The sequence below is a fragment of the Roseococcus sp. YIM B11640 genome, from assembly GCF_049727625.1.
Lineage (GTDB): Bacteria > Pseudomonadota > Alphaproteobacteria > Acetobacterales > Acetobacteraceae > Roseococcus.
The window spans coordinates 839,460-860,461 of the sequence record NZ_JBBJOZ010000001.1; the positions used below are offsets into that span (position 1 = coordinate 839,460).

At 68.5% G+C, this 21,002-nt stretch carries 20 protein-coding genes; 7 read left to right on the forward strand and 13 right to left on the reverse strand.

Translation table 11 applies throughout. The features are described from left to right. The first annotated feature begins 64 nt into the window (after positions 1–64). From WJM96_RS04285 to WJM96_RS04310, 6 genes are all read left to right on the forward strand, one after another. Positions 65–475 (forward strand): MarR family winged helix-turn-helix transcriptional regulator, encoded by a 411-nt coding sequence (locus WJM96_RS04285; RefSeq protein ID WP_424811184.1) that lies wholly within the window; start codon positions 65–67, stop codon positions 473–475. 210 nt (positions 476–685) lie between these two features. Next, the gene (locus WJM96_RS04290; RefSeq protein WP_424811185.1) at positions 686–1,507 is read left to right on the forward strand and encodes a Bug family tripartite tricarboxylate transporter substrate binding protein; all 822 of its coding nucleotides are present in this window, start codon (positions 686–688) and stop codon (positions 1,505–1,507) included. 59 nt (positions 1,508–1,566) lie between these two features. Then, entirely contained in the window at positions 1,567–3,243 is a 1,677-nt protein-coding gene (locus WJM96_RS04295) for an FAD-binding protein (protein WP_424811186.1), read from the forward strand. Continuing rightward, positions 3,243–3,572: a 2Fe-2S iron-sulfur cluster-binding protein gene (locus tag WJM96_RS04300; protein WP_424811187.1), complete on the forward strand. Its 330-nt coding sequence runs from the start codon at positions 3,243–3,245 to the stop codon at positions 3,570–3,572. Before WJM96_RS04295 ends, WJM96_RS04300 begins: the two co-directional genes overlap by 1 nt. After that, the gene (gene allE / locus WJM96_RS04305; RefSeq protein ID WP_424811188.1) at positions 3,569–4,339 is read left to right on the forward strand and encodes a (S)-ureidoglycine aminohydrolase; all 771 of its coding nucleotides are present in this window, start codon (positions 3,569–3,571) and stop codon (positions 4,337–4,339) included. Before WJM96_RS04300 ends, allE begins: the two co-directional genes overlap by 4 nt. 82 nt (positions 4,340–4,421) lie before the next feature. Beyond that, positions 4,422–5,384 (forward strand): Bug family tripartite tricarboxylate transporter substrate binding protein, encoded by a 963-nt coding sequence (locus WJM96_RS04310; protein ID WP_424811189.1) that lies wholly within the window; start codon positions 4,422–4,424, stop codon positions 5,382–5,384. 3 nt (positions 5,385–5,387) lie between these two features. On the opposite strand, the gene WJM96_RS04315 is transcribed toward WJM96_RS04310, so the two are convergent. The 6 genes from WJM96_RS04315 to WJM96_RS04340 all read right to left on the reverse strand — a co-directional run bounded on the left by WJM96_RS04315 (position 5,388) and on the right by WJM96_RS04340 (position 11,233). Then, a complete protein-coding gene (locus WJM96_RS04315) occupies positions 5,388–6,206 on the reverse strand; it encodes an ABC transporter permease (RefSeq protein ID WP_424811190.1) in 819 nt (272 codons plus the stop codon). Beyond that, the gene (locus WJM96_RS04320; protein ID WP_424811191.1) at positions 6,199–7,029 is read right to left on the reverse strand and encodes an ABC transporter permease; all 831 of its coding nucleotides are present in this window, start codon (positions 7,027–7,029) and stop codon (positions 6,199–6,201) included. The genes WJM96_RS04315 and WJM96_RS04320 overlap by 8 nt, the downstream gene beginning before the upstream one ends. A 7-nt stretch (positions 7,030–7,036) precedes the next feature. Continuing rightward, positions 7,037–8,056 (reverse strand): extracellular solute-binding protein, encoded by a 1,020-nt coding sequence (locus WJM96_RS04325; RefSeq protein ID WP_424811192.1) that lies wholly within the window; start codon positions 8,054–8,056, stop codon positions 7,037–7,039. Beyond that, entirely contained in the window at positions 8,053–9,162 is a 1,110-nt protein-coding gene (locus WJM96_RS04330) for an ABC transporter ATP-binding protein (RefSeq protein ID WP_424811193.1), read from the reverse strand. The genes WJM96_RS04325 and WJM96_RS04330 overlap by 4 nt, the downstream gene beginning before the upstream one ends. A gap of 73 nt (positions 9,163–9,235) precedes the next feature. Then, positions 9,236–9,913 (reverse strand): GntR family transcriptional regulator, encoded by a 678-nt coding sequence (locus WJM96_RS04335; RefSeq protein ID WP_424811194.1) that lies wholly within the window; start codon positions 9,911–9,913, stop codon positions 9,236–9,238. Between the two features lie 51 nt (positions 9,914–9,964). Further along, entirely contained in the window at positions 9,965–11,233 is a 1,269-nt protein-coding gene (locus WJM96_RS04340) for a Zn-dependent hydrolase (RefSeq protein WP_424811195.1), read from the reverse strand. A 46-nt stretch (positions 11,234–11,279) separates the two neighbouring features. Here WJM96_RS04340 and WJM96_RS04345 point away from each other — a divergent pair, with 46 nt between their 5' ends. After that, positions 11,280–12,167 (forward strand): polysaccharide deacetylase family protein, encoded by an 888-nt coding sequence (locus WJM96_RS04345; RefSeq protein ID WP_424811196.1) that lies wholly within the window; start codon positions 11,280–11,282, stop codon positions 12,165–12,167. On the opposite strand, the gene WJM96_RS04350 is transcribed toward WJM96_RS04345, so the two are convergent. Genes WJM96_RS04350 through WJM96_RS04380 form a run of 7 tightly spaced genes read right to left on the reverse strand, consistent with a single transcriptional unit; the run spans position 12,152 to position 20,871 of the window. Continuing rightward, entirely contained in the window at positions 12,152–13,066 is a 915-nt protein-coding gene (locus WJM96_RS04350) for a polysaccharide deacetylase family protein (RefSeq protein WP_424811197.1), read from the reverse strand. The genes WJM96_RS04345 and WJM96_RS04350 overlap by 16 nt on opposite strands. Before the next feature lie 53 nt (positions 13,067–13,119). After that, a complete protein-coding gene (locus WJM96_RS04355; protein ID WP_424811198.1) occupies positions 13,120–13,806 on the reverse strand; it encodes a response regulator in 687 nt (228 codons plus the stop codon). Further along, positions 13,803–16,484 carry an ATP-binding protein gene (locus WJM96_RS04360; RefSeq protein WP_424811199.1) on the reverse strand — a complete coding sequence of 894 codons (2,682 nt, stop codon included), beginning with the start codon at positions 16,482–16,484 and terminating at the stop codon, positions 13,803–13,805. The genes WJM96_RS04355 and WJM96_RS04360 overlap by 4 nt, the downstream gene beginning before the upstream one ends. 24 nt (positions 16,485–16,508) lie before the next feature. Next, complete coding sequence (gene kdpC / locus WJM96_RS04365; RefSeq protein ID WP_424811200.1) at positions 16,509–17,048, reverse strand: potassium-transporting ATPase subunit KdpC; 540 nt, start codon at positions 17,046–17,048, stop codon at positions 16,509–16,511. Between the two features lies 1 nt (position 17,049). Then, positions 17,050–19,077 (reverse strand): potassium-transporting ATPase subunit KdpB, encoded by a 2,028-nt coding sequence (gene kdpB, locus WJM96_RS04370; RefSeq protein WP_424811201.1) that lies wholly within the window; start codon positions 19,075–19,077, stop codon positions 17,050–17,052. Between the two features lie 11 nt (positions 19,078–19,088). Then, positions 19,089–20,780, reverse strand: coding sequence for a potassium-transporting ATPase subunit KdpA (gene kdpA, locus WJM96_RS04375; protein ID WP_424811202.1), 1,692 nt, complete (start codon positions 20,778–20,780; stop codon positions 19,089–19,091). A 1-nt stretch (position 20,781) separates the two neighbouring features. After that, the gene (locus tag WJM96_RS04380; RefSeq protein ID WP_424811203.1) at positions 20,782–20,871 is read right to left on the reverse strand and encodes a potassium-transporting ATPase subunit F; all 90 of its coding nucleotides are present in this window, start codon (positions 20,869–20,871) and stop codon (positions 20,782–20,784) included. Positions 20,872–21,002 lie beyond the last annotated feature (131 nt).

The following is a 21,002-nucleotide window of genomic DNA, read 5'->3' on the forward strand; positions in this document are numbered from 1 at the left end:
TGCCCGGAATCTCGGCATTGCCGCGTCGTCGGCGCCCGATTCCGAAGCATCGGAGGTCTGGCCGTTGGCGGACCGTCCGGGCTTCCTCATCCGGCGGATGCATCAGCTTCACGTCGCGCTCTTCGCCGAGTTGGCCGCCGAATTCGGCGTGACGCCCGTGCAGTACAGCCTCATGAGCGCCATCGCCTCGCGCGGTGCCGCGGACCAGAGCACCCTCGCGGCCGATGTGGGCCTCGACAAAAGCACGGCCGCCGGAACCCTGGCGCGGCTGGAGGCGCGGGGCCTGATCCGCCGCCGGCGCGATGCGGGGGATGGCCGGGTGATGCTCTGCACGCTCTCCCGGGCCGGGCGCGCCCTGCTGCCGCGCATCGAGCCGGCGGCGCGAGAGGCGCACCGGCGGACTCTCGCGCGCCTCTCGTCGCGTGACGCGGATCAGCTGATGGCCCTTCTCCGGGCGGCGCTTGCGGAGCCCTGAAGGCCCTGCCATTGTTTTCGCGGGAAGAAACGCTGGCGCCTCATCCGATCGGAGGGTTTGCCCGTGTTGTCCCGACGTTCCCTGGCCGCGATGGCGGCTGGCCTTGCGGCCTCTCCGGCCGCAGCACAGAACGCCTTGCCGTCAGGAACCGTACGGCTGGTCGTGCCTTACAACCCAGGCGGCATTACGGACGTCCTTGCGCGCGGGCTGATGCAACCGATGACGGCGAACCTCGGCCACACGGTCGTTGTGGAGAACCGGCCCGGCGCGAATGGCAGCATCGGTGCGACGCTGGTCGCGCGTTCGCCGGCCGATGGGCTGACGCTTCTCGTCGGCGTGACGGATACGCATGCCGTCAACCCGGCCGCGATGCGGAACCTTCCCTATGTCCCGGAGCGTGACTTCGTCCCGGTGAACCTGATCACGCGCGTACCGCTCGCGCTCGCCGTCGGCCCGACGCAGCGGCAGATCGTGGACTTGAAGGCCTTTGTCGCGGCTGCCAAAGCGCGTCCGTCGGCGTTGACGCATTCCAGCTGGGGCGTGGGTAGCGTCTCCCAGATCGCGATGCTGCGGATCGGCGAGGCGGCCGGTATCGAATTGCTCCATGTTCCCTTCACGGGCGCGGCGCCCGCCGCGCAGGCGCTGGCGGCCGGTCAGGTGGACGCGATGGTGATGCCGGCCGGCGCGGCCGAGGCGCTGGCGCGAGACGGCACGGTGCGTGTGCTGGCGGTCCTCTCGTCCGAGCGTCTGCCGCTGCTCCCGCAAGTGCCGACCTTGAAGGAGGAGGGGCTGGATCTCTCTATCAGTATCTTTCAGGGAATCTTCGCGCCGGCACGCACGCCCGAGGCTGTGGTGGCGCGGCTCAACCAATCCGTCGCGCGTGGGCTGCAGGATCCGGCGATGCTCGAGATTCTGCGGGGCCAGGCGTCGAAAGCCGAGCCCATGACGACACCTCAGCTTGCGGAGCTCGTGACGGAGGAGCAGCAGGCCTGGGGTCGCATCGTGCGCAGCGCAGGCATCCGGCTCGACTAGGCAGAGCGCGAAGCGACGCTAAGCTACGTCATATGGTTACGACACGAAGCGTTCCCGACGTGCGGCATCTCGAAGCGGATGTGCTCATCATCGGCGCTGGCGGTGCCGGGATGTACGCCGCGATCGAGGCCGCGAGGCAAGGGGCGAAGCGCGTCCTGCTCGTCGATCGCAGCCTGATCGGCCGCGGCGGGGCCACCGTGATGGCGCAGATGACTGTCGCGGCGGCGGTCGCGCCCGAGGGTGAGGACCATTGGGAACACCATCTGGCGGATACGCTGGTAGCGGGGCGGGGGCTTTGCGATCCGTCCCTTTCGGCTCTGCTCTGCGAAGTCGGCGCCGAATGCATCCGGGAAATGGATGCGTGGAAGGTCGGCTGGGCGCGCAACGGCAACAGGCTCGCCCAGGTGCAGGCACCCGGCCATGACCGGCCGCGGTGCGTCTATGTGGATTTTCTCTCCACGGGCCCTGCCGTCTCCCGAACCTTGCGCGCTCAGGTGCAGCGCGTGGGCGATGCGATCCAGCGCATTGGCGAGGTCGCGATCACCGACCTCGTTGTGCAGGACGGCGCGGTGACAGGCGCAGTGGGACTGCACATCGCGACCGGCGAGGCGCTCACCATCGCTGCCGCCGCGACGATCATCGCCACCGGCGGGCTGACGCGGCTCTACAAGCGGAACAGTGCCAGCCTCAACATGTCGGGCGACGGCTATGCGCTAGCCCTTCGGGCGGGCGCGGTGCTGCAGGACATGGAGTTCGTGCAGTTCTTCCCCATCGGCCATCTGGCCCCGCGCATGATCGGCATGGACCCGATCATGTGGGACCCGTTTCGCTACAAGCTGGGCGGAAGGCTGCTGAACGGCGCGATGGAGGAGTTCCTGCCGCGCTGGGGCGGTGCGGCAGAGAACGGGAAGTACAGCACGACGCGTGACCTCGCGACCTACGCTATCGTGAAGGAGGCCGAGGCAGGACGCGGCTCGCCGGCCGGCGGGGCATGGCTGAGCTTCTCGCACGTCCCGGCCGCGGAGCTTCGCGCGGCGTTCGGGCCCGTCATCGATCGGCTGGCGGGAAATGGCATCGACCTGACGCGCGATGCCATCGAGGTCTCGCCCATCGCGCATTATCACATGGGGGGCATCCGGGTGGACACGCGGATGCGCACCAACCTGCCTGGTCTCCTCGCGGCCGGGGAGGCCGTGGGCGGGGCGAATGGCGCGAACCGGCTTTCCGGGAACGCCATCACGGAGGCGCTGGCCTTCGGCCGTATTGCGGGTACGGAGGCCAAGCGGATCGCATCGTCGGGCAGCGGCCGTGCCTTCCGGCGATCCGCGGCACTGCCTGCGCTGGATCTGCTGGGTGCGGACGGTCCCTCGGTGAACACAGCGGCACTGGTGGACCAGCTGCAAAGCCTGATGTCGGCCGATGCGGGCCCCTTCCGCACGGCGACAGGCCTGCAGCGCGCGCGCGATGGCATCGCCGCCCTTCGCGCCGGGCTGGGCGAGGCACCGCCAGGATCGCCCGGCATGCCGCATGATCTGGCACGGCTGGATTGGTTCGACCTGCGGCAGATGCTTCTTGTCGCGGAGACGGTGATCGAGGCGGCCATGGCGCGGACCGAGAGCCGCGGCGCCCATCAACGCGAGGACTTCCTGGAACAGGACGAGGCCTGGCTCGTGAACCAGCTTGTGACGCTCGATGGTGGGCGAGCGGTTCTCTCGCGCGTGCCGGTGGCCGCGTGATGCCAGTCGCGAAGCTCTCCATCCGGCGTGGTGGCGTGGCCGAGGAGCCGCATCGCGATGTCTTCGAGATCGGCTTCGAGCCAGGCGAATCCGTTCTGGACGCGCTCCGGCGCCTGCGCGCCACGCAGGATGCGACGCTGGCCTTCCGCTACGCCTGCATCAACGCGAACGCGTGCAAAGAATGCATGATGCTGCTGGACGGCAAGGTCATCTACGCCTGCACAGCGCGGCTGGAACCTAGGGAGATGCGGTTGGATCCACTGGCCAACAAGCCGCTTCTCCGCGACCTCGCGACCCAGATCGCGCCACCGGATGAAAGACTGGAATGAGCATCAAGCCTGGCACCATTCCGCCCGGAATCTACGGGCACAACCGCACCATGGTGACGCCGCATTATGCGGTGATGCCGCCTGAGGGGATCCTCGAAAGCCGCCTGCCGGGCTTTCGGGGAACCAAGGTGCATTTCCACACCAGCCCGCAAATGGGCGCCCGCTTCGCGCAGGCGCTTCTGGTCATCGAAGCCGGAGGCGGGACGAACCATCCGCGCGAGGACGGGCTGGAGCACTTCTTCTTCGTCGTTGACGGCGAGGTATCCATCTCCGCTGGTGAGCAGGAGAAGCTGCTCTCAGCCGGCGGCTATGCCTTCGTCCCCGCGGGAGCGCCGCTCGGCATCGCCGCGAAGGACGCGACGCGCCTCATCTGGATCAAGCGCCGCTACGAGACCGCGGAGGGCATGGCCCTGCCCCAGGCCCTGTTCGGCCATCGGCAGGATACGCCGCGCGTCACCAAGCACACCGACGGCCGTGCGTGGCAATACCTGCTGGGCGAGGCGCGGATGGAGATGGATATGGAGGTCAACATCCTGTCCTTCGCGCCAGGCACGCATTTCCCCTTTGTCGAGACGCATATCATGGAGCACGGGCTCTATATGCTCGAAGGGCAGGGTCTCTATCTGCTGGGTCGAGAGTGGCACGAATGCTGGACGGGCGACTTCATCTGGATGGGTCCGTATGTGCCGCAGCAATTCTATGCGACGGGTTGGGGCGAGACGGCCTATCTGCTCTACAAGGACGTCAATCGCGACGTTTCCCTGTAGCCTGGGCGCAGCCCGGCGGTGCTCTTTCCCGCTGCGGCACCTTGGTCTAACACCCGGACGAATTCGTTCCGAGGTTAAGTCTATGCTCCGTCGCCAATTGCTGCCTGCCGCCGCGGGCGTCCTGGCCCTGCCCGGCATCGCCCGGGCGCAGTATCCCGACCGTGCCATCACCATCATCATCGGCTACGCACCCGGCGGTCTGACGGACGTGATGGTGCGCCTTATCGCGCAGCACCTGTCGCGGGAACTCGGACAGCCGGTGGTGGTGGAGAATCGCTCTGGCGCAGCGACGGCTATCGCCAATACCGCTGTCGCGCAGGCGCGACCGGACGGGCACACGCTGCTGATCGGCACCAACAGCTTGGCCATCAACGTGGCTTTGACGCCCGGCGCGACGCCGGCCGACCCGTTGAGGGCGCTGGAGCCTGTGGGCGAGGTCTACTACAGCCCCTTCGCCATGGCCGTGCGTCCCGGCCTCGGCGTGAACAAGTTTCCCGAACTCATCGAGAAGGCGAAGCGCGCGCCCGACACCATCAATTACGGCAGCTCGGGCAGCGGTTCCGTGAATCATCTGCTGACGGAGCTTCTCCTGCAGAAGTCCGGCGCCAAGATGGTGCACATCCCGTTCCGCGGCGGCGGTCCCGCCCTGCTGGAGCTCCAGGCCGGGCGCATCGATGGTTTCTACGCCACCCCCCTCGATATCCGGAATCTGGTGGCCGAGGGCAAGGCGAAGCTGCTCGCGATCTCCTCGCCGGTGCGAATCCCGAGCCTGCCCGACCTGCCTTCGGTCGAAGAGTTCTATCCGGGCTGCGCGGGGGTGCTCTGGCAGGGCCTCTTCACGCCGCCGGGCACGCCGCAGCCCATCAAGGACCGCCTTTTCAGCGCGCTCCGCAAGGCTCTGGCCGATGCCGATTTGCGGCAGCGGGTCGAAAGCCAGGGGGTGGTGCTGATGGACGGCGATGCGGCCGCCCTGCGCCAGCGGCTTGCGGACGAACTGCGGGTCTGGCCGCAGGTGATCCGCGATGCCGGCATTACACCCGGCTAAGCGCTAGCCCGACATCCGCCGGGTGAGTCCTACCGCCCGGTCCATCACCAGCAGCAGCACGAAGGCCGCGGCGACCAGCACGCCTGAAGCCGCGGCCACGCGCACGTCCAGCGCCGTCTCCATCATGCCCCAGAGGCGGATGGGGAGCATGTCCGTCTGCGCCGAGGAGAGAAACAGCGAGACGGGGACGTTGTCGAGCGACGAGACGAAGGACAGAAACGCCCCAGCCGCGACACCGGGCAGGATCAGCGGAAGGACGACCTTGCGGAAGGTTCGCCACGGGGACGCACCCAGTACCGCGCTGCTCTCCAGCAGGGCTGGATTGAGCCCCGCTGCGCTCGCGCCGACGGTCCGCAATGCGAAGGGAGCCGCGATCATGGTGTGGCCGGCGACCAGGAGGAACAGCGAGGGCGGCTGCCGCAGCCAGGAAAAGAACATCAGTGACGCCAGGCCGAATGCGATCCCCGGCAGGACCAGTGGCGAGAGGAAGGCCCCTTCCGCGAAGCGGGCCCATGCGGCACGGGTGCGTGCCACGGCCAGGGCGGCGCCGGTGGCCAGTGCCGTCGCCGCCAACGCCGTGAGGGCCGCGACCGTGAGGCTGTTCAGCGCGGCGACATGGATCTGCGCGGAGCGGACGGGATCGAAGAGCTCCTGATACCATTGCAGCGTGAGGCCCGGCGGAGGGAAGCGGAGGGCACGCGAACTGGTGAAGGAGGTGATGACCACGATCAGCACGGGCCCCACCAGGATCAGGAATCCCAGCGCCGCCAGCGCCAGAATGACAAGCGCGACGATCCGGTCCGAACCCGTGAGCTTATGCATGCTGCGCCCCCCGCCCGAGCAGCGACAGCGCGCCTGCCACCGTCAGTACCGAGGCCATTAGGGTCAGCGCCATTGCTGCCGCCATCGGCCAGTCGAAGACCACCATGGCCTGTTGCCAGACCTGCGCCGGAAGGTAGTTGAGCCGTCCGCCACCGATCACCGATTGCGAGATGAAGGCCGTGGCTGCGCTGGCGAAGACCAGCGTTGCGCCGGCGATCAGCCCCGGCAGCGCCAACGGCAGGATCACGCGGCGAAGCGTCCGGAACAGCGAGCCTCCCAGCGAAACCGATGCGTCCAGCAGCGCCGGATCGATGCGCGCCGTCGCGGCGATGAGCGGCAGCAGCATCAGCGGCATCTCGATCTGCGTCAGGGCGATGATGAGACCTGGTTCCGTCTGCAGCAGGGCGACGGGTGACGAGATGAGGCCCATGGAAAGCAGCACCGAATTGATCACGCCTTCGCGGCCGAGGATCACGATCCAGGCGAAGGTCCGCACCACGACCGAGGTCAGAAGCGGCAGCACCGCCGCGATCAGGATGGCCCGCTTCAGCCGGGGCCCGGCCGCCATATGGACCAGGGCCAGGGGCACCGCGAGAAGGGAAGTCGCGATCACGGCGAGCGCGCCGAGGCGCAGTGTATTGACCAGGGATTGAATGTTGAAGCTATCGCCCAGCACCTCGCGCCAGGCGCGCAAGGTGAACTGGGTGAGATTCTCGTCGGTCGCCACCGACGTGCCCACGAGCAACAGCAGGGGGGCAACGAAGAACAGCGCCTGCGCGATGGCGAGCGGGAGCGCGAGCCGCCAGACGCCGTTCCCCATCATCTTCGTCTCAGCCCGCCATCTCGCGGTTGAAACGCTGGATCCAGGCGTTGCGGAGTGGATTGATCACCGCCCAGTCATGCGTGACGAAGTTCGTGAGGTCGGCGATGGAACGCATCGGCACGTCCGCGCCGGGCGTCACCTCCTTGTTGACCGGGACGAAGAAGTAGGGCTCGGCCGAAAGGGCGGTTTGCACCGGCGTGCTGATCATCGTGTCGATGTAGGTGTAGGCCTGCTGGATGTTCCGGCTGCCCTTCGCAATGTGCATCGTCGTCACAAAGGCGGCGGCGCCGGTTTCGGGGACGGCGAACTCGATGGGCACGCCGCGGGACCGCAGGAGCGTCACGGTGTAGGTGTTGGTGTACATCACGTCGATCTGGCCCTGCTGGAACAGGCCGGGCATGGCTGCCGGCTGCGCCACTGCCGCGACGTTCGGCCGGATCCGGCGAAGCTCGGTGAAGAGCGGATCCATGTTCTGCTCGGAGCCACCGAGCGCCTTGGCCATCTCGATCAGCGAGATGGTGCCGAAAGTGGTCCCGAAGCCGGTCAGGCCGAGGCGGGAGGCGTAGGGCGCCTGGAACAGGTCCCTCCAACCCTTGGGCTTGGGCACCTTCTGCGGGTTATAGGCGATGCCGACCACCTGCGCCGCGACGGCCGCGCCGTGCGCATCGGCGTAGCCCTGCGGCAGCACTCCGAGGCTCGTCAGCTTCGAAGGGTCGAAAGGCTCGAAAAGATTGAGGTCGAGGCCGCTCACGCGCGGGCCCGGGTCGAGGACGAAGACATCGAAGGGCGGCGTGCCGCGAGCTGCGCGCGCCTTGGCGATCTGGTCCACCGCGAAGAGCGGATCGAAGGAAACCGCGATGTTGTGCTGCTCGCGCAGGCGGGTCGCGAGAACGGCGCGTAGCGCCTCATCCCAGCCGCCCGGATAGACGGCAGCGGTCATGGCGGCCTGCGCGCGGGCGTCGACCAACGGCAGCGCGGCGCCACCGACGCCTGCGGCAAGCAGGCTGCGGCGATGGATCGGGCTCATGCGGTATCTCCTTCGGGGAAGAGGCTCGGGCGCGAGCCGGGCATCAGGGCGATGCGGACAGGGCCGGGCGGCGGTGGCGCGCCGTGGCGGGATTCGTGGAGCTTGAGCTCCGTGCTGCCGGCCTCCACGTCGTGGATCGTGGCAGGCCCCAGCGGCAGCGATAGCCGGAGGCGGCCGGGCCAGGCCGCCGGATCGGTATCGCCGGCCGGACGAAGCAGGAGCTGTTCCGGCCGTGCGCACAGAACAACCCTGTCGCCCACCGCGAAGCCGCGCGGACTCTCGACCGTGACCGTGGCGCCTGCATCCAGCCGCACGATGAAGTCGCTGCCGCTGCGTGCTTCGACACGGCCGTGCAGGCGGTTGGTCGTGCCCACGAAGCCCGCTACGAAGGCGCTCGCGGGCGTGTCGTAAACCTCCGCTGGCGCGGCGACCTGTTCCACACGCCCCGCATTCATCACGGCCATCCGGTCGGCCATGCTCATCGCCTCGTCCTGGTCATGGGTGACGAGGACGCAGGTGACGCCGAAGCGGCGCTGGATGCGCTTGATCTCGAGTTGCAGGTCCAGCCTGAGCGAACGATCCAGAGCGGCAAAGGGCTCGTCGAGAAGGAGGATCGACGGCTCGATGGCGAGAGCCCTTGCGAGCGCGATGCGTTGCTGCTGGCCGCCCGACAGCGCGCCGGGCTTGCGCTCACCGAAGCTCTCCATTCGCACGGCGGCCAGCGAGGCCTCCACGCGGCGCACGATCTCCGCCTTCGGGCGCCCGCGTGCCTCCAGCCCGTAGGCGACGTTCTGCGCCGCTGTCATATGCGGGAACAGCGCGTAGGACTGGAACACGATGCCGACGCCGCGCTTGCCCGGCGGGAGATGATCGATGGGCGAGCCATCCACCAGAACACGCCCGGCCTCCGGCCTGATAAAGCCGGCGACGGTCCGCAGCAGCGTGGTCTTCCCGCAGCCGGAGGGGCCGAGCAGCGCGAGGATTTCGCCAGGCGCGACGCTCAGGGCGACATCGCGCACCGCCAGCGTCTGGCCATAGCGAATCCGCAGCCCGTCCATGTCGAGCCGGTGGCCCAGCCGCGGTTCGGACGCCGTGCTGTCAGCCATGAGCGAGTCCGCGATGCATCGAATTCCTTCCGTCTTGTATGCAAGCTCGATGCAATGCGCGTGCCATTGGGCCTCAAGCCTCGGCGCGGGCGATATCCAGCGCGTCGCGCAGGCGTTGAAGGCCGTTCGCGGGGATCGGCGGTTGCAGCTTCGCCTCCCAGCTGCCCAGGTGAGCGGCCATCCGTGCCTCCGCTTCAGGCATGTCGCCGAGTTCCAGCGCCTGGAAGATTCCGAGATGCTCTGCGAATGATTGAGCGGCCTCCGCACGGCTCTGGTGCTGGAGGGCCGATAGCGTGCTGCGGACGGTGAGGTCGCGCAGGGTCGCGGTCAGGAAGGGGTTGCCAAAGCACTCGGCGAGGCAGATGTGGAAGTCCCCCAAGAGCAGGCTCCGCCGGCCGGCATCGCTGCCATCGAGCGCTGCCCGCTGACGGTCGAGATGCGAGCGGAGGCGCGCGATCTCGCGTGACTGCAGCGATGCCGCCAGCCGGATCAATCCTGTCTCGATCACCAATCGGGCCTGGAAGGCCTTCCGGAGCTCGTCGGGCCCCGGGTCGGCGAGGAACCAGCCGCGGCGTGGACGCACATGCACGATTCCGCGCGCGGCGAGCCGGTTCAGAGCCTCACGGACGATGGTACGGCTGCAACCGCAGAGGGAGGCTAGGTCGCTCTCGCCCAGACGCTCTCCGGGAAACAGGCGGCGAGACAATACGGCTCGCACGATCCGGTCCCCGATCTCCTCTGCCGTCGCCATGCGCCGGATCCTCTCTCGTCCGGCTGGTATACAAGCAAGAGCCGGGCCGCTTCAGGCCAGCAGCTCCTCCAGTGTCGTGGTCAGCACCGCCAAACCGGCGGCGAAATCCTCGATCTCCATCGCCTCATCGGGGTTATGGCTGCCGTTGCGGTTACGGAGAAAGAGCATCGCGGAAGGAATGCCGAGGCCGGCGAAGGTCGCGCAGTCATGTCCCGCACCCGAAGCCATCTCCATGGCCGGAATGCCCAGGTGCCTTGCCGCGGCATGGAGCCGGAGGCGGAGGTCTGCGTCCATCAGGGCCGGCGCGGCATGAGTGGGAGGGCCGAAGTCGAAGCTTACTCCCCGATTCGCGCCGATCCGCGCCGCTTCCGCATGGAGCCAGCGATCGAGTTCAGCCAGCAGCGCCGCATCCTCGCTGCGGATGTCGAGGCTGAAACGCAGGAGGCCTGGGACTTTGGTGGGTGTGTGATGTACGGGGTCCGTGGAGAGGATTCCCGCGGTGCAGACGAGGTCGGCACCGTTGCCCTCCAGGGCCGCCCACCTTTCATCGAGGGCGGCCAGGAGCGCCACGCCGGCCAGCGCCGCGTCGCGCCGGTGGCTGCGCGGCACGGCCCCGGCATGGGCATGCTCGCCTGCGACGGAGGCACGTGGATATCGCAGGCTGCCCCGGATGCCGGTGACGATCGCTATGGGCATTCCGGTTTCGACAAGCACCGGTCCCTGCTCGATATGCGGCTCGATGAAGCAGGCGATGCGTGCTGGATCGAGCAGCGCACGGCGCTCGCGAATGGAGGAGGGGTCAAGGCCGAGGGCGTTCATGTGCTCAGCCAGCGACTGGCCGGTGTCGGCGCGGCGCAGCGCATCCGGGGCCTCTGCCGGCAACTGCCCAAAGAGCGCGCGGCTGCCCAGGTAATGAGCGGGGAACCAGCACATCTCCTCGGCGCGAATCCCGAGAACGAGGAGGTCGCGCTGAGGCGCGTAGCCCTGGGCGGCGAGGGCAGCGGTCGCAGCTATTCCCATGATGACGCCGGCAGCCCCGTCGAAATTGCCACCGTGCGGGACGCTGTCGAGATGCGAGCCGATGACCACGGCGGGGAGACTGCGATCACGGCCGGGAAGCACGGCGCGCAGCGTGCCGATGGCGTCCCATTCGACCTCCATCCCGATCTCGCGTGCGGCCTTGGCGATCAGGCGATGGGCCTGCTGCTCGCCCTCGCCGAAGGAGGCGCGGGTGACGCCGGGCGGGTCGGATGTGGTGGTGGCGAGGTCGGTGAAAAGGCGCTCGGCGATGGCGAGCCCGGTGCGGAGAGCGGGTGTCATGGCCAGGGCATAGCATCAAGCGTGCCGCCATGCTTCGTTGCGCACCATGACACGCGACCTCACTGGCTATGGCGGCGCCTGGCCCGATTTCCGCTGGCCCAATGGCGCCCGGCTAGCCGTTTCCGTGGTGGTGAATTTCGAGGAGGGCGCCGAGCAGCAGGTCGGTGACGGCGATACGCAATCGGAACGCATGGGCGAGGTGCTGAGCGTCGTGGCGCCAGGCACGCGGGACATGGGGCAGGAGCAGATCTTCGCCTACGGCATGCGCGCGGGGCTGTGGCGCATGCTGGATGCATTGGACCGCCATTGCCTCCCCGCGACCTTTCTGATGTGTGGCCGAGCCGTGGAGCGCGCCGAGGCGCAGGCGGCCGAGATTGCGCGGCGGGGTCATGAGTGCGCCGCGCATGGCTGGCTCTGGCGCCCCCATTCGGATTACGCCACGCGGGCCGAGGAAGCGCGCGACCTGGACCGCAACATCGCCGCCATCGCCAAGGCCTGTGGCGAGCCGCCGCGCGGCTTCTTCTGCCGGGGATCGGAGAGCATCTGGACACGCTCGCTTCTGGCCGAGCGCGGCTTCCTCTATGCCTCCAACGCCTTCGACGACGATCTTCCCTATCGCGACGTGGAGGGGATGCTCGTGCTGCCCTATGCGCTCGACACCAACGACATGAAGTTCTTCCACCCCAACGGCTTCGTCCGCTCCGCCGAGATGGTGGAGTATGTCGAAGACGCGCTGGAAACCCTGCTGAGCGAGGCTGAGGCTGGAAAGCCGCGCCTCCTCAACATTGGGTATCACCTTCGTATCGTCGGAAGGCCGGCGCGCTTCCCGGCCTTCGAGCGTGTTCTGGCACGCTTGGCCACGCTCGGCGACCGGATCTGGGTCGCTCGGCGTGACAGGATCGCCGAGGCTTTCTCAGCTCACGGCGCCTTGTAGGGGTGCGTCGCGACCCAGTGCTTGGCGATGTCCACGCGGCGAGTGATCCATACGTCGGGCTTTGACATCATGTAGTCCAGCAGGCGCTGCAATCCGACCGCGCGCGCCGGATGACCGATGAGCCGCATGTGCAGCCCCACCGACATCATCTTCGGCTGCCCTTTCGCGCCTTCCTCATAGAGCATGTCGAAAGCGTCACGGATGAAAGAGAACCATTGGTCGGAGGTTCCCATCCAACCTGAATACTTCCCGTCGTTATTCGTCAGCGAATAGGGCACGACCAGATGCGGCTTGCCGTCGACGGTCATCCAGATCGGAAGCTCGTCGCCGTAATAGTCGCTGTCGTAAAGGAAGCCGCCTTCCTCGGCGACGAGGCGGCGGGTGTTTACCGAGGGTCCATAGCGGCAGTACCAGCCATCCGGCCGGTGTCCGATGGACTTTTCCAGGCTCGCGACAGCGCGGCGGATGTGCTCGCGCTCTTCCTCTTCGCTGAGCTCGAAATGCTTGATCCAGCGCCAGCCATGCGAACACACGTCGAAGCCGCTGGCGCGGATTGCGGCGGCCGCTTCCGGATTGCGCTCCAAGGCCAGCGCGCAACCGAAGACGGTCATGGGCAGGTTGCGCTCCTGGAACAGGCGCATGAGACGCCAGAAGCCCACGCGGCTGCCGTATTCGAACATGCCTTCGCCCGCCAGGTCGCGGCCGCTCTTCAGCTGATTGAGGCCGGAGGATTCGGTGAGCCCCGTCTCCGTGAAGCCCTCTCCGTCCTGAACTGAGGGCTCGGATCCTTCCTCGTAGTTCATGACGAAGTTGACCGCGATCTTCGCGCCGCCCGGCCACTGCGGATCCGGCGGGTTGGCGCCGTAGCCGATGAAATCGCGTTGAACCTCGTATCGCATGGGACCCCGTCAGCTTTGTTCGCGCGGAAGTGTCAGGACAACCGCCCAGCGCTTCAAGTCTCCTCGAGCAAGCGATATCCGATGCCGGGCTCCGTTCTGATCAATCTTGCGGCATCGCCGAGCTTGTGGCGCAGCTGCCCGACGTAGACGCGCAGATACTGGCTGTCCTCTGTATGCGCGGGCCCCCACACCTCGGTCAGCAGGCGGCGTTGGGTCACCACCTTGCCGATGTCGCGGGCGAGGGCCACCAGCAGGTCCCATTCGCGCGGCGTGACAGAAACGGGCGCGCCGGCGACACGCAGCGTGCGGCGTTCCAGATCGATTTCGAGGGGACCGGTGGCGATGCGCGGGGATGGCATGTCCGTCACCAGGGCGCGGCGCGTGGCGGCACGCAGCCGGGCCAGAAGCTCCGCGAGTCCAAAGGGCTTCTCCACATAGTCGTCGGCGCCGGCATCCAGGGCCGCGACCTTCTCGGTTTCCCGGTCGCGCGCGCTGACGACGATGACAGGGACCTGGCTGAAGGCCCGCAGCCGTGCCAGCACCTCCTTCCCGTCCATATCCGGCAGGCCGAGATCGAGCAGCACGCAGGCCGGGCCGCGCGTGGCAGCGAGGCGAAGTCCTTCCCTGGCATCATCGGCACGTAGTGGCGCGTAGCCCGCCGCCTCCAGCGCGGGGCCGAGGAAGCGGTGGATCTGTGGTTCGTCGTCGATGACGAGGATGGTGAGGGGCGAGGGGCTCATATCGGGAAGCGGAGGGTGATGCGGGTGCCGCGCTGATTCGCGGCCGGGCTCTCCGCGGAAATCCTTCCGCCCATGGCCGCCGCGAGACCCCGGCAGATTGCAAGGCCAAGGCCGGAGCCGGCTGCAACGCGGTCGGTGCGCTCCGCGCGGAAGAAGGCATCGAAGATCCGTGGCAAGTCTTCAGGCGGAATGCCGGGGCCATCATCCTCCACGCTGAGGACCAGCTGCGCGCCGTCCTGCCATCCCATGACGCGCACCAGATTGTCCGGGCCGGAGAACTTCAGGGCGTTGTCGAGCAGGTTCTCCAGGATGCGGTCGAGCAGCGAAGGATCGAGGCGCGGTCGCGGGAGGTCCTGAGAAATCTCCAGCGTGATGCGGCGATTGGGGTAGAGCTTGCGGGCGCGTCCCGTCGCGGCTTCGACGACGGGCGCGAGGTCGATGGGCTCCTGGCGCGGCGTGAGCTGCCCGGTCTCTAGCCGCACCACGTCGAGGATCGCGGACATCCAGCGGGCCAGTCGCGCCACCTCCTCCTCGATCGTCGTCAGAAGGTCGGTGCGCGTGTGGGCCGGGAGGTCGGAGATGCGGAGCGTTTCCGCGGCGCCGCGAATGACCGTGAGGGGTGTGCGGAGATCGTGCCCCAGGCTCGTCAGCAATGCGGTCCGGAGCGCCTCGCTTTCGCTGCGCGCGCGGGCATTCGCGGTGGCCTCGGCGAGATCGGCTCGTTCGAGCGCCAGGGCCGCCTGGCCGACCAGCGCTTCCACGGCGCTTTCGGCCTCGGGGAAGGGGCGCCTCTCGCCGGGGTTGAGGCCGAGCAGGCCGATCATGCGGGTCACGCCGTCGCGCTGCGCGGTCAGCGGCAGGAAGCGCCAGGAGTTCTGCGGCAGGGTCGCGGTGCCTCGCCCCGCTTCCCGCCGGTTGGCCATGGCCCATCGGGCGGCCGCCATGGCGCTCTCGTCCAGCCGCGTCGAGGGCGGAACGGCGGCACGCAGCACGGGCTCGAACGACACTTCCCCGTCGGCGGGGAACTGGCCAGGGAGGCTTGCGGCTAGCGCGTCACTGAGCGGTAGCAGCAGGCAGGCGGGGCCGCCGACCACGCGCGACGCTTCCTCTACGATGGCGAGCTGAAGGTCGCCGATGCTGGTCTGCGCGTTCAGCCGCCCTGTGAGCGCCGCGAGGCGGCGAAGGGCCGCGAGCCGCGCCGCCGCCACGCGCATGTTGCGGCCGAGGCGCCCGGTGGTTCCGGTGAGCAGCGCCGCGACGGCGCCGAAGACGACGGCGCCCAGCACATCCTGCGCGGAGATGATGGTCAGCGTGTAGCGGGGGGGCAGATAGAGGAAGTTCCACGCCAGAAAGGACAGCACCGATCCGATGCCAGCCTGCAGGGGGCCGGTGATGGCCGTGATCGCCACGATGGCCGCCAGGTAGACCATGCCGAGCGCGGCGTCCGGAACCGCGCCGTCCAGCGCATCGCAGATGAGGGTGGCCAGGGCGACCAGCGCGGGAATGACGAGCCAGCTGGACCAGGCCGGCCAGCCGCGCTCAGGGCCCGACGCTCGTGGCGTGGAATCATGCGGCACGACGTGCAGCGTGAAGTCGGTCGCGCGCCGCGCCAGGACTGCGATGAGCGTGCGGCCGATCACCCGCCGCCAAAGGGGTGGGGCGCCACGGCCCACGATGATGTGGGTCGCGTTACGGCTGCGGGCATGCGCCATGACGGCCGCAGGCACGTCGCTCGCGGTCACGATCTCCGTCTTGGCGCCGAGCTGCTGTGCGAGAGCGAGGCCGGGGCTCGGATCGCTGGGGTGGCCCGGCTGTTCCACATGGAGCGCGATCAGGGGCGCACGCAGCGCGACGGCGATGCGCTTGGCCTGGTGCAGCATGGTGTCCGCGGAGCCATGGCCCGGCACCAGCGCCAGCACGCGATCCCCGACGGGCCACGGACCCGCCACGGCATTGCGGCGCATCCAGCCGGTGACATCCGCGTCCACGCGGTCGGCCGTGCGGCGCAGCGCAAGCTCGCGAAGCGCGGCGAGAGCGCCCTCCTTGAAGAAGCCGCGCATTGCCCGCTGCGCCTGCTCGGGCCGGTAGATCTTTCCCGCCCGCATGCGGTCGAGCAATTCGGCGGGCGGGATATCAACCAACTCCACCGCGTCGGCATCCGCGAGGACGCTGTCCGGGATCGTCTCCGTGACGCGCACGCCGGTGACGCGCGCGACGGCATCGGCGCTGCTCTCGAGGTGCTGGACGTTGAGCGTCGTCCAGACCTCGATGCCCGCGTCGCGCAGCTCCTCGACATCCTGCCAGCGCTTGAGGTGCCGGCTGCTGGGCGCGTTGCTGTGCGCCAGCTCATCGAGGAGGAGGATCGCCGGCCGGCGGGCCAGCGCGGCATCGAGGTCGAATTCCTGGAGGACCTGTCCGCGATAGGCGATGGCGCGACGCGGAAGCAGGGGCAGGGGGCCGATGGCGGCCTCGGTTTCGGCACGGTCATGGGTTTCGACCAGGCCGATCACGACGTCCCGGCCGGTGGCGAGCACTCTCTTGCCCTCCGCCAGCATCTCGACGGTCTTGCCGACGCCGGGCGCCGCGCCCAGGAAGACCTTGAGCCGCCCACGCCCTTCGCGGGCGGCCAATTCCGCCAGGGCGTCGGGGTCGGGACGGGCGGGTTCAGCTTCGGCCATGCCCCGACTATAGCGCGTCTGGGCTCAGCGGAGATCCCGCAGCGCCAGGTTCAGCCGCAGCACATTGACCCTCGGCTCGCCGAGCAGGCCGAGCTCCCGCCCCTCCACGAAGCGCTCCACCAGCGCCGCCAGCTGGGCCGGTGGAATGTTGCGGGCGGCTGCCACGCGGGCGATCTGCGCGCGTGCATTGGCCGGGCTGATATGCGGGTCGAGGCCAGAACCGCTGGAGGTGACGGCATCGGCCGGCACGTCCCGGGTTTCACCCACGCGCTCCTTCACCGCATCCAGCAGGGCGGCGCTGGTCGGGCCGAGCTGCGACGCTGCGGAGGAGGAAGCGTCATATGGCGCGGCCGAGGTCGCCGAGGGGCGCGGGTGGAACCATTCGTCACCCTCGAAGTTCTGGCCGATCAGCGCGGAGCCGATCGCCTGGCCCTCGCGCTGGATGACGCTGCCGCCGGCACGTTCCGGCATGACGCGGCCGGCGACCGCCGTCATGGCCATGGGCACCGCGACGCCGAGAACGGCCGTCGAGCCGAGAAGGATGGAAAGAAGGGGGCGCAGCATCTCAGGCTACTCCAAGGAAGGTGAGGACGACGTCGATGATCTTGATTCCGATGAAGGGCGAGATCAGCCCACCGACGCCGTAGATCAGGAGGTTGCGACGCAGCAGGGGCGCGGCCCCGACGGGCGCGTAGGTGACGCCGCGCAGCGCCAGCGGCACCAGGCTCACGATGATCAGGGCGTTGAAGATCACTGCGGAGAGAATCGCGCTCTGGGGGCTGGCCAGGCCCATCACGTTCAGCGCCATCAGGCCGGGATACTGCGCGACGAAGATCGCCGGCAGGATCGCGAAGTACTTCGCGACGTCATTGGCGATGGAGAAGGTCGTCAGCGCGCCGCGGGTGATGAGCAGTTGCTTGCCGATCTCCACCACCTCGATGAGCTTGGTCGGATCGCTATCGAGATCCACCATGTTGCCCGCCTCGCGCGCCGCCTGCGTACCCGTCTGCATGGCGAGGCCGACATCGGCCTGTGCCAGCGCCGGCGCGTCGTTGGTTCCGTCGCCCGCCATGGCGACGAGCCGCCCTTCGGATTGCTGGGCGCGGATGTAATCCAGCTTGTCCTGCGGCTTTGCCTCGGCGAGGAAGTCGTCGACGCCGGCCTCGGCCGCGATGGCGGCGGCAGTCAGGCGATTGTCGCCTGTCACCATCACCGTCCGGATGCCCATGCGGCGCAGCTCGGCGAAGCGCTCGCGGATACCGGGCTTCACGATGTCCTTGAGCTCGATGGCGCCCAGGATGCGGTTGTTGCGTGCTACAGCCAGAGGCGTCGCGCCGGCGCGCGCGATGCGGTCGATGCCTTCGGCCAGCGGTTCCGGAAGCGGCTGCTTGAGCGCCGCGACAAGGCTGTCCACCGCGCCCTTGCGATAGCAGTCCGGAGCGAGGTCGAGGCCTGAGATGCGCGTCTGGGCCGTGAAGGGAACGGCGCGCGCGGCCTCCGGCAGGGCAGGCGCCGTGAAGCCATGGCGCTCCTTCGCATAGGCCAGGATGCTGCGACCTTCCGGCGTTTCGTCCGCGAGACTCGCATAGACAGCAGCCTCCGCGACCTCCTGCACCGACACGCCCGGCGCCGCGATGATGGCGGCGGCCTGGCGGTTGCCGAAGGTGATGGTGCCCGTCTTGTCCAGCAGCAGGACGTCCACGTCGCCCGCCGCCTCAACCGCGCGGCCGGAGGTGGCCAGCACATTGAAGCGCACCAGGCGGTCCATGCCCGCGATGCCGATGGCCGAGAGCAGGCCACCGATGGTGGTCGGGATCAGCGTCACCAGCAGGGCCGAAAGAACGATGACCGAGGGCGCGGTGCCGCTGTAGCTCGCGAAGCCGACCAGCGTGACCACGGCGATCAGGAAGATGATCGTCATGCCGGCCAGCAGGATATCGAGCGCGATCTCGTTCGGCGTCTTCTGCCGGGAGGCCCCTTCCACCATCGCGATCATGCGATCGAGGAAGGTGCTGCCGGGCTCGGAGGTGATGCGGACGAGGATGCTGTCGCTGACCACCAGAGTGCCGCCAGTCACGGCGCTGCGGTCGCCGCCGGCCTCCCGGATGACGGGCGCGCTCTCACCCGTCACGGCACTCTCGTTCACGCTGGCGATGCCGCGCACCACCTCGCCATCCGAGGGGATGATCTCACCTGCCTCGACCAGGACGTGGTCGCCGCGGCGGAGCTCCGAGGCGTCGCGCGGCGCGGTGATCGCCAGGTCATCCGGGTTTGGTACCCAGCGCGCGACGGTCTCGCCGCGTGAGGCGCGCAGGGAGGCCGCGCGAGCTTTGCCCCGTCCTTCCGCGACGGCTTCGGCGAAGGTCGCGAAGAGCACGGTCATCCAGAGCCACGCGGCCACCCCGGCCTGGAAGCCCCAGCTCTGGCCGGAGAGCGCGTCGCGGATCGCGAGGACAGTGACGACGATGGAGACGACCTCCGTCACGAAGATCACCGGGTTGCGGACGAGCTGGCGCGGATCGAGCTTCCGCACCGCGTCCAGCGCCGCGCGCCGGATGATGGGCCCGTCCATGAGGGCAATGGTGTTGGGCATGATGTTCGCTTTCAGAAGGTCGCGCCCGCGAGCATCGAGAAGTGCTCTGCGAGGGGACCAAGGGCGATGGAGGGCAGGTACTGCAGCCCGCCGAGGATCAGGATCACGCCGGCGAGGAGACCGGCGAAGAGCGGGCCGTGCGTCGGCAAGGTGCCCGGCCCTTCCGGCGCGCGGGGCTTGGCTGCCAGGCTGCCCGCGATGGCCAGGACCGGTACCGCGAAGGCGAACCGGCCGAGCAGCATGGCGAGGCCGAGCGTACTGTTCAGCCAGGGCGTGTCCGCCGTCAGGCCGAAGGCCGACCCGTTGTTGCCCGCCGCCGAGGTATAGGCATAGAGCATCTCGGTGAGGCCATGCGGGCCCGCATCCTGCAGCGAAGACACGCCGAAGGGCACGACCAGCGCGATGGACGCAAGGCCGAGAATCGCGGCCGGCAGGACCAGCACCGCCAGCATGGCGAGCTTGATCTCGCGCGCCTGCACCTTCTTGCCGAGATACTCCGGCGTGCGCCCCACCATCAGTCCGGCGACGAAGACAGAAAGCAGCGCGAAGATGATCATGCCGTAGAGGCCCGATCCCACGCCTCCGGGCAGGACCTCACCCAGCTGGATGAGGAAAAGCGGGATGGCGCCGCCGAGCGGCGTGAAGCTGTCGAACATCGCGTTCACGGCACCGCAGGAGGCGCCGGTGGTCGTCGCGGTGAAGAGCGCGACGAGGGCCTGGCCGAAGCGGACGTCCTTGCCTTCCATGTTTCCGAGTTCCGGCGCCACGCCAGCCGCGAGGTGCAGCGGGTTGCCTGAGGTTTCGGCCGCGTAGACCGCGAGCGTCGAGACCAGCACGAAACCGAGCATGACCCAGAGCAGGGCGCGTCCCTGGCGCCGGTCACCCACGATGCGGCCGAAGGTGAGGCAGAGCGCGAAGGGGATCACCGACTGGAGAATGATCTGCAGGCTGGTGGCGAGAGCGGACGGCCCCTCGAATGGATGCAGCGAGTTCACGCCGAAATAGCCGCCGCCATTCGTGCCCAGATGCTTGATGGCCAGCTGGAAGGCGACCGGTCCGAGGGGAATCGTCTGCTCCGCGCCCGTGACGGTGTGCGCGGTCACGCTGGCCTCGAAGGTCTGCGGCACGCCCATCGCGATGAAGGCGAGGCCCGCGATGACCGAGATCGGCAGCAGCACGTAGGCCGTCATGCGCAGCGTGTCCGCCCAGAAATTGCCGAGCTGCTGCAGCCCACCGCGCGCGAAGGCCCGCGCCATTGCCAGAGCCAGGGCGATGCCGGTCGCGGCCGAGAGGAAGTTTTGGACCGCCAGCCCCGTCATCTGGCTGAGGTGGGACATTGCCGCTTCGCCGGAATAGGCCTGCCAGTTCGTGTTGGTAACGAAGGAGATGGCGGTGTTCAGCGCCAGGAAGGGCGGAACGCCATCGAAGCCCTGCGGGTTGAAGGGCAGCACGCCCTGCAGGCGCAGGATGGCGTAGAGCAGGAGGAAGCCGGCGGCGTTGAAGGCCAGCATAGCCAGCAGGTAGCCCTGCCAGCTCTGGCCTGCCGGGTTGATTCCGGCCACGCGCATCAGGCCCCGATCAGCGCTGCTGAGCCAGCCGAGCCGCCCTTCCGCGATGGCAGCCATCCAACGGCCGAGAGGCACCGCGGCCAGGACCGCGATGCCGAGGACGAGCGCGATCTGCGCCCAGCCGATGAGAGTCATGTCAGAGGCTTTCAGGCCGCAAGAGCGCCCGGAGGAGGTAGACGAGGAGGCCGAGCGCCGCAGCGCCGCCCCATGCGAGTTCGAAGCTCATGGTCACACACGAGCGCAGGCGTGGACGTAGAGAGCGAGCCCGGCGAAGACGCCGAGCCCGGCGAGGAGGAGTATGAAATCGAGCATGACTGTCCCCATGGGTTCAGGAGTCCAACCTGCTTCCAGAGCCCG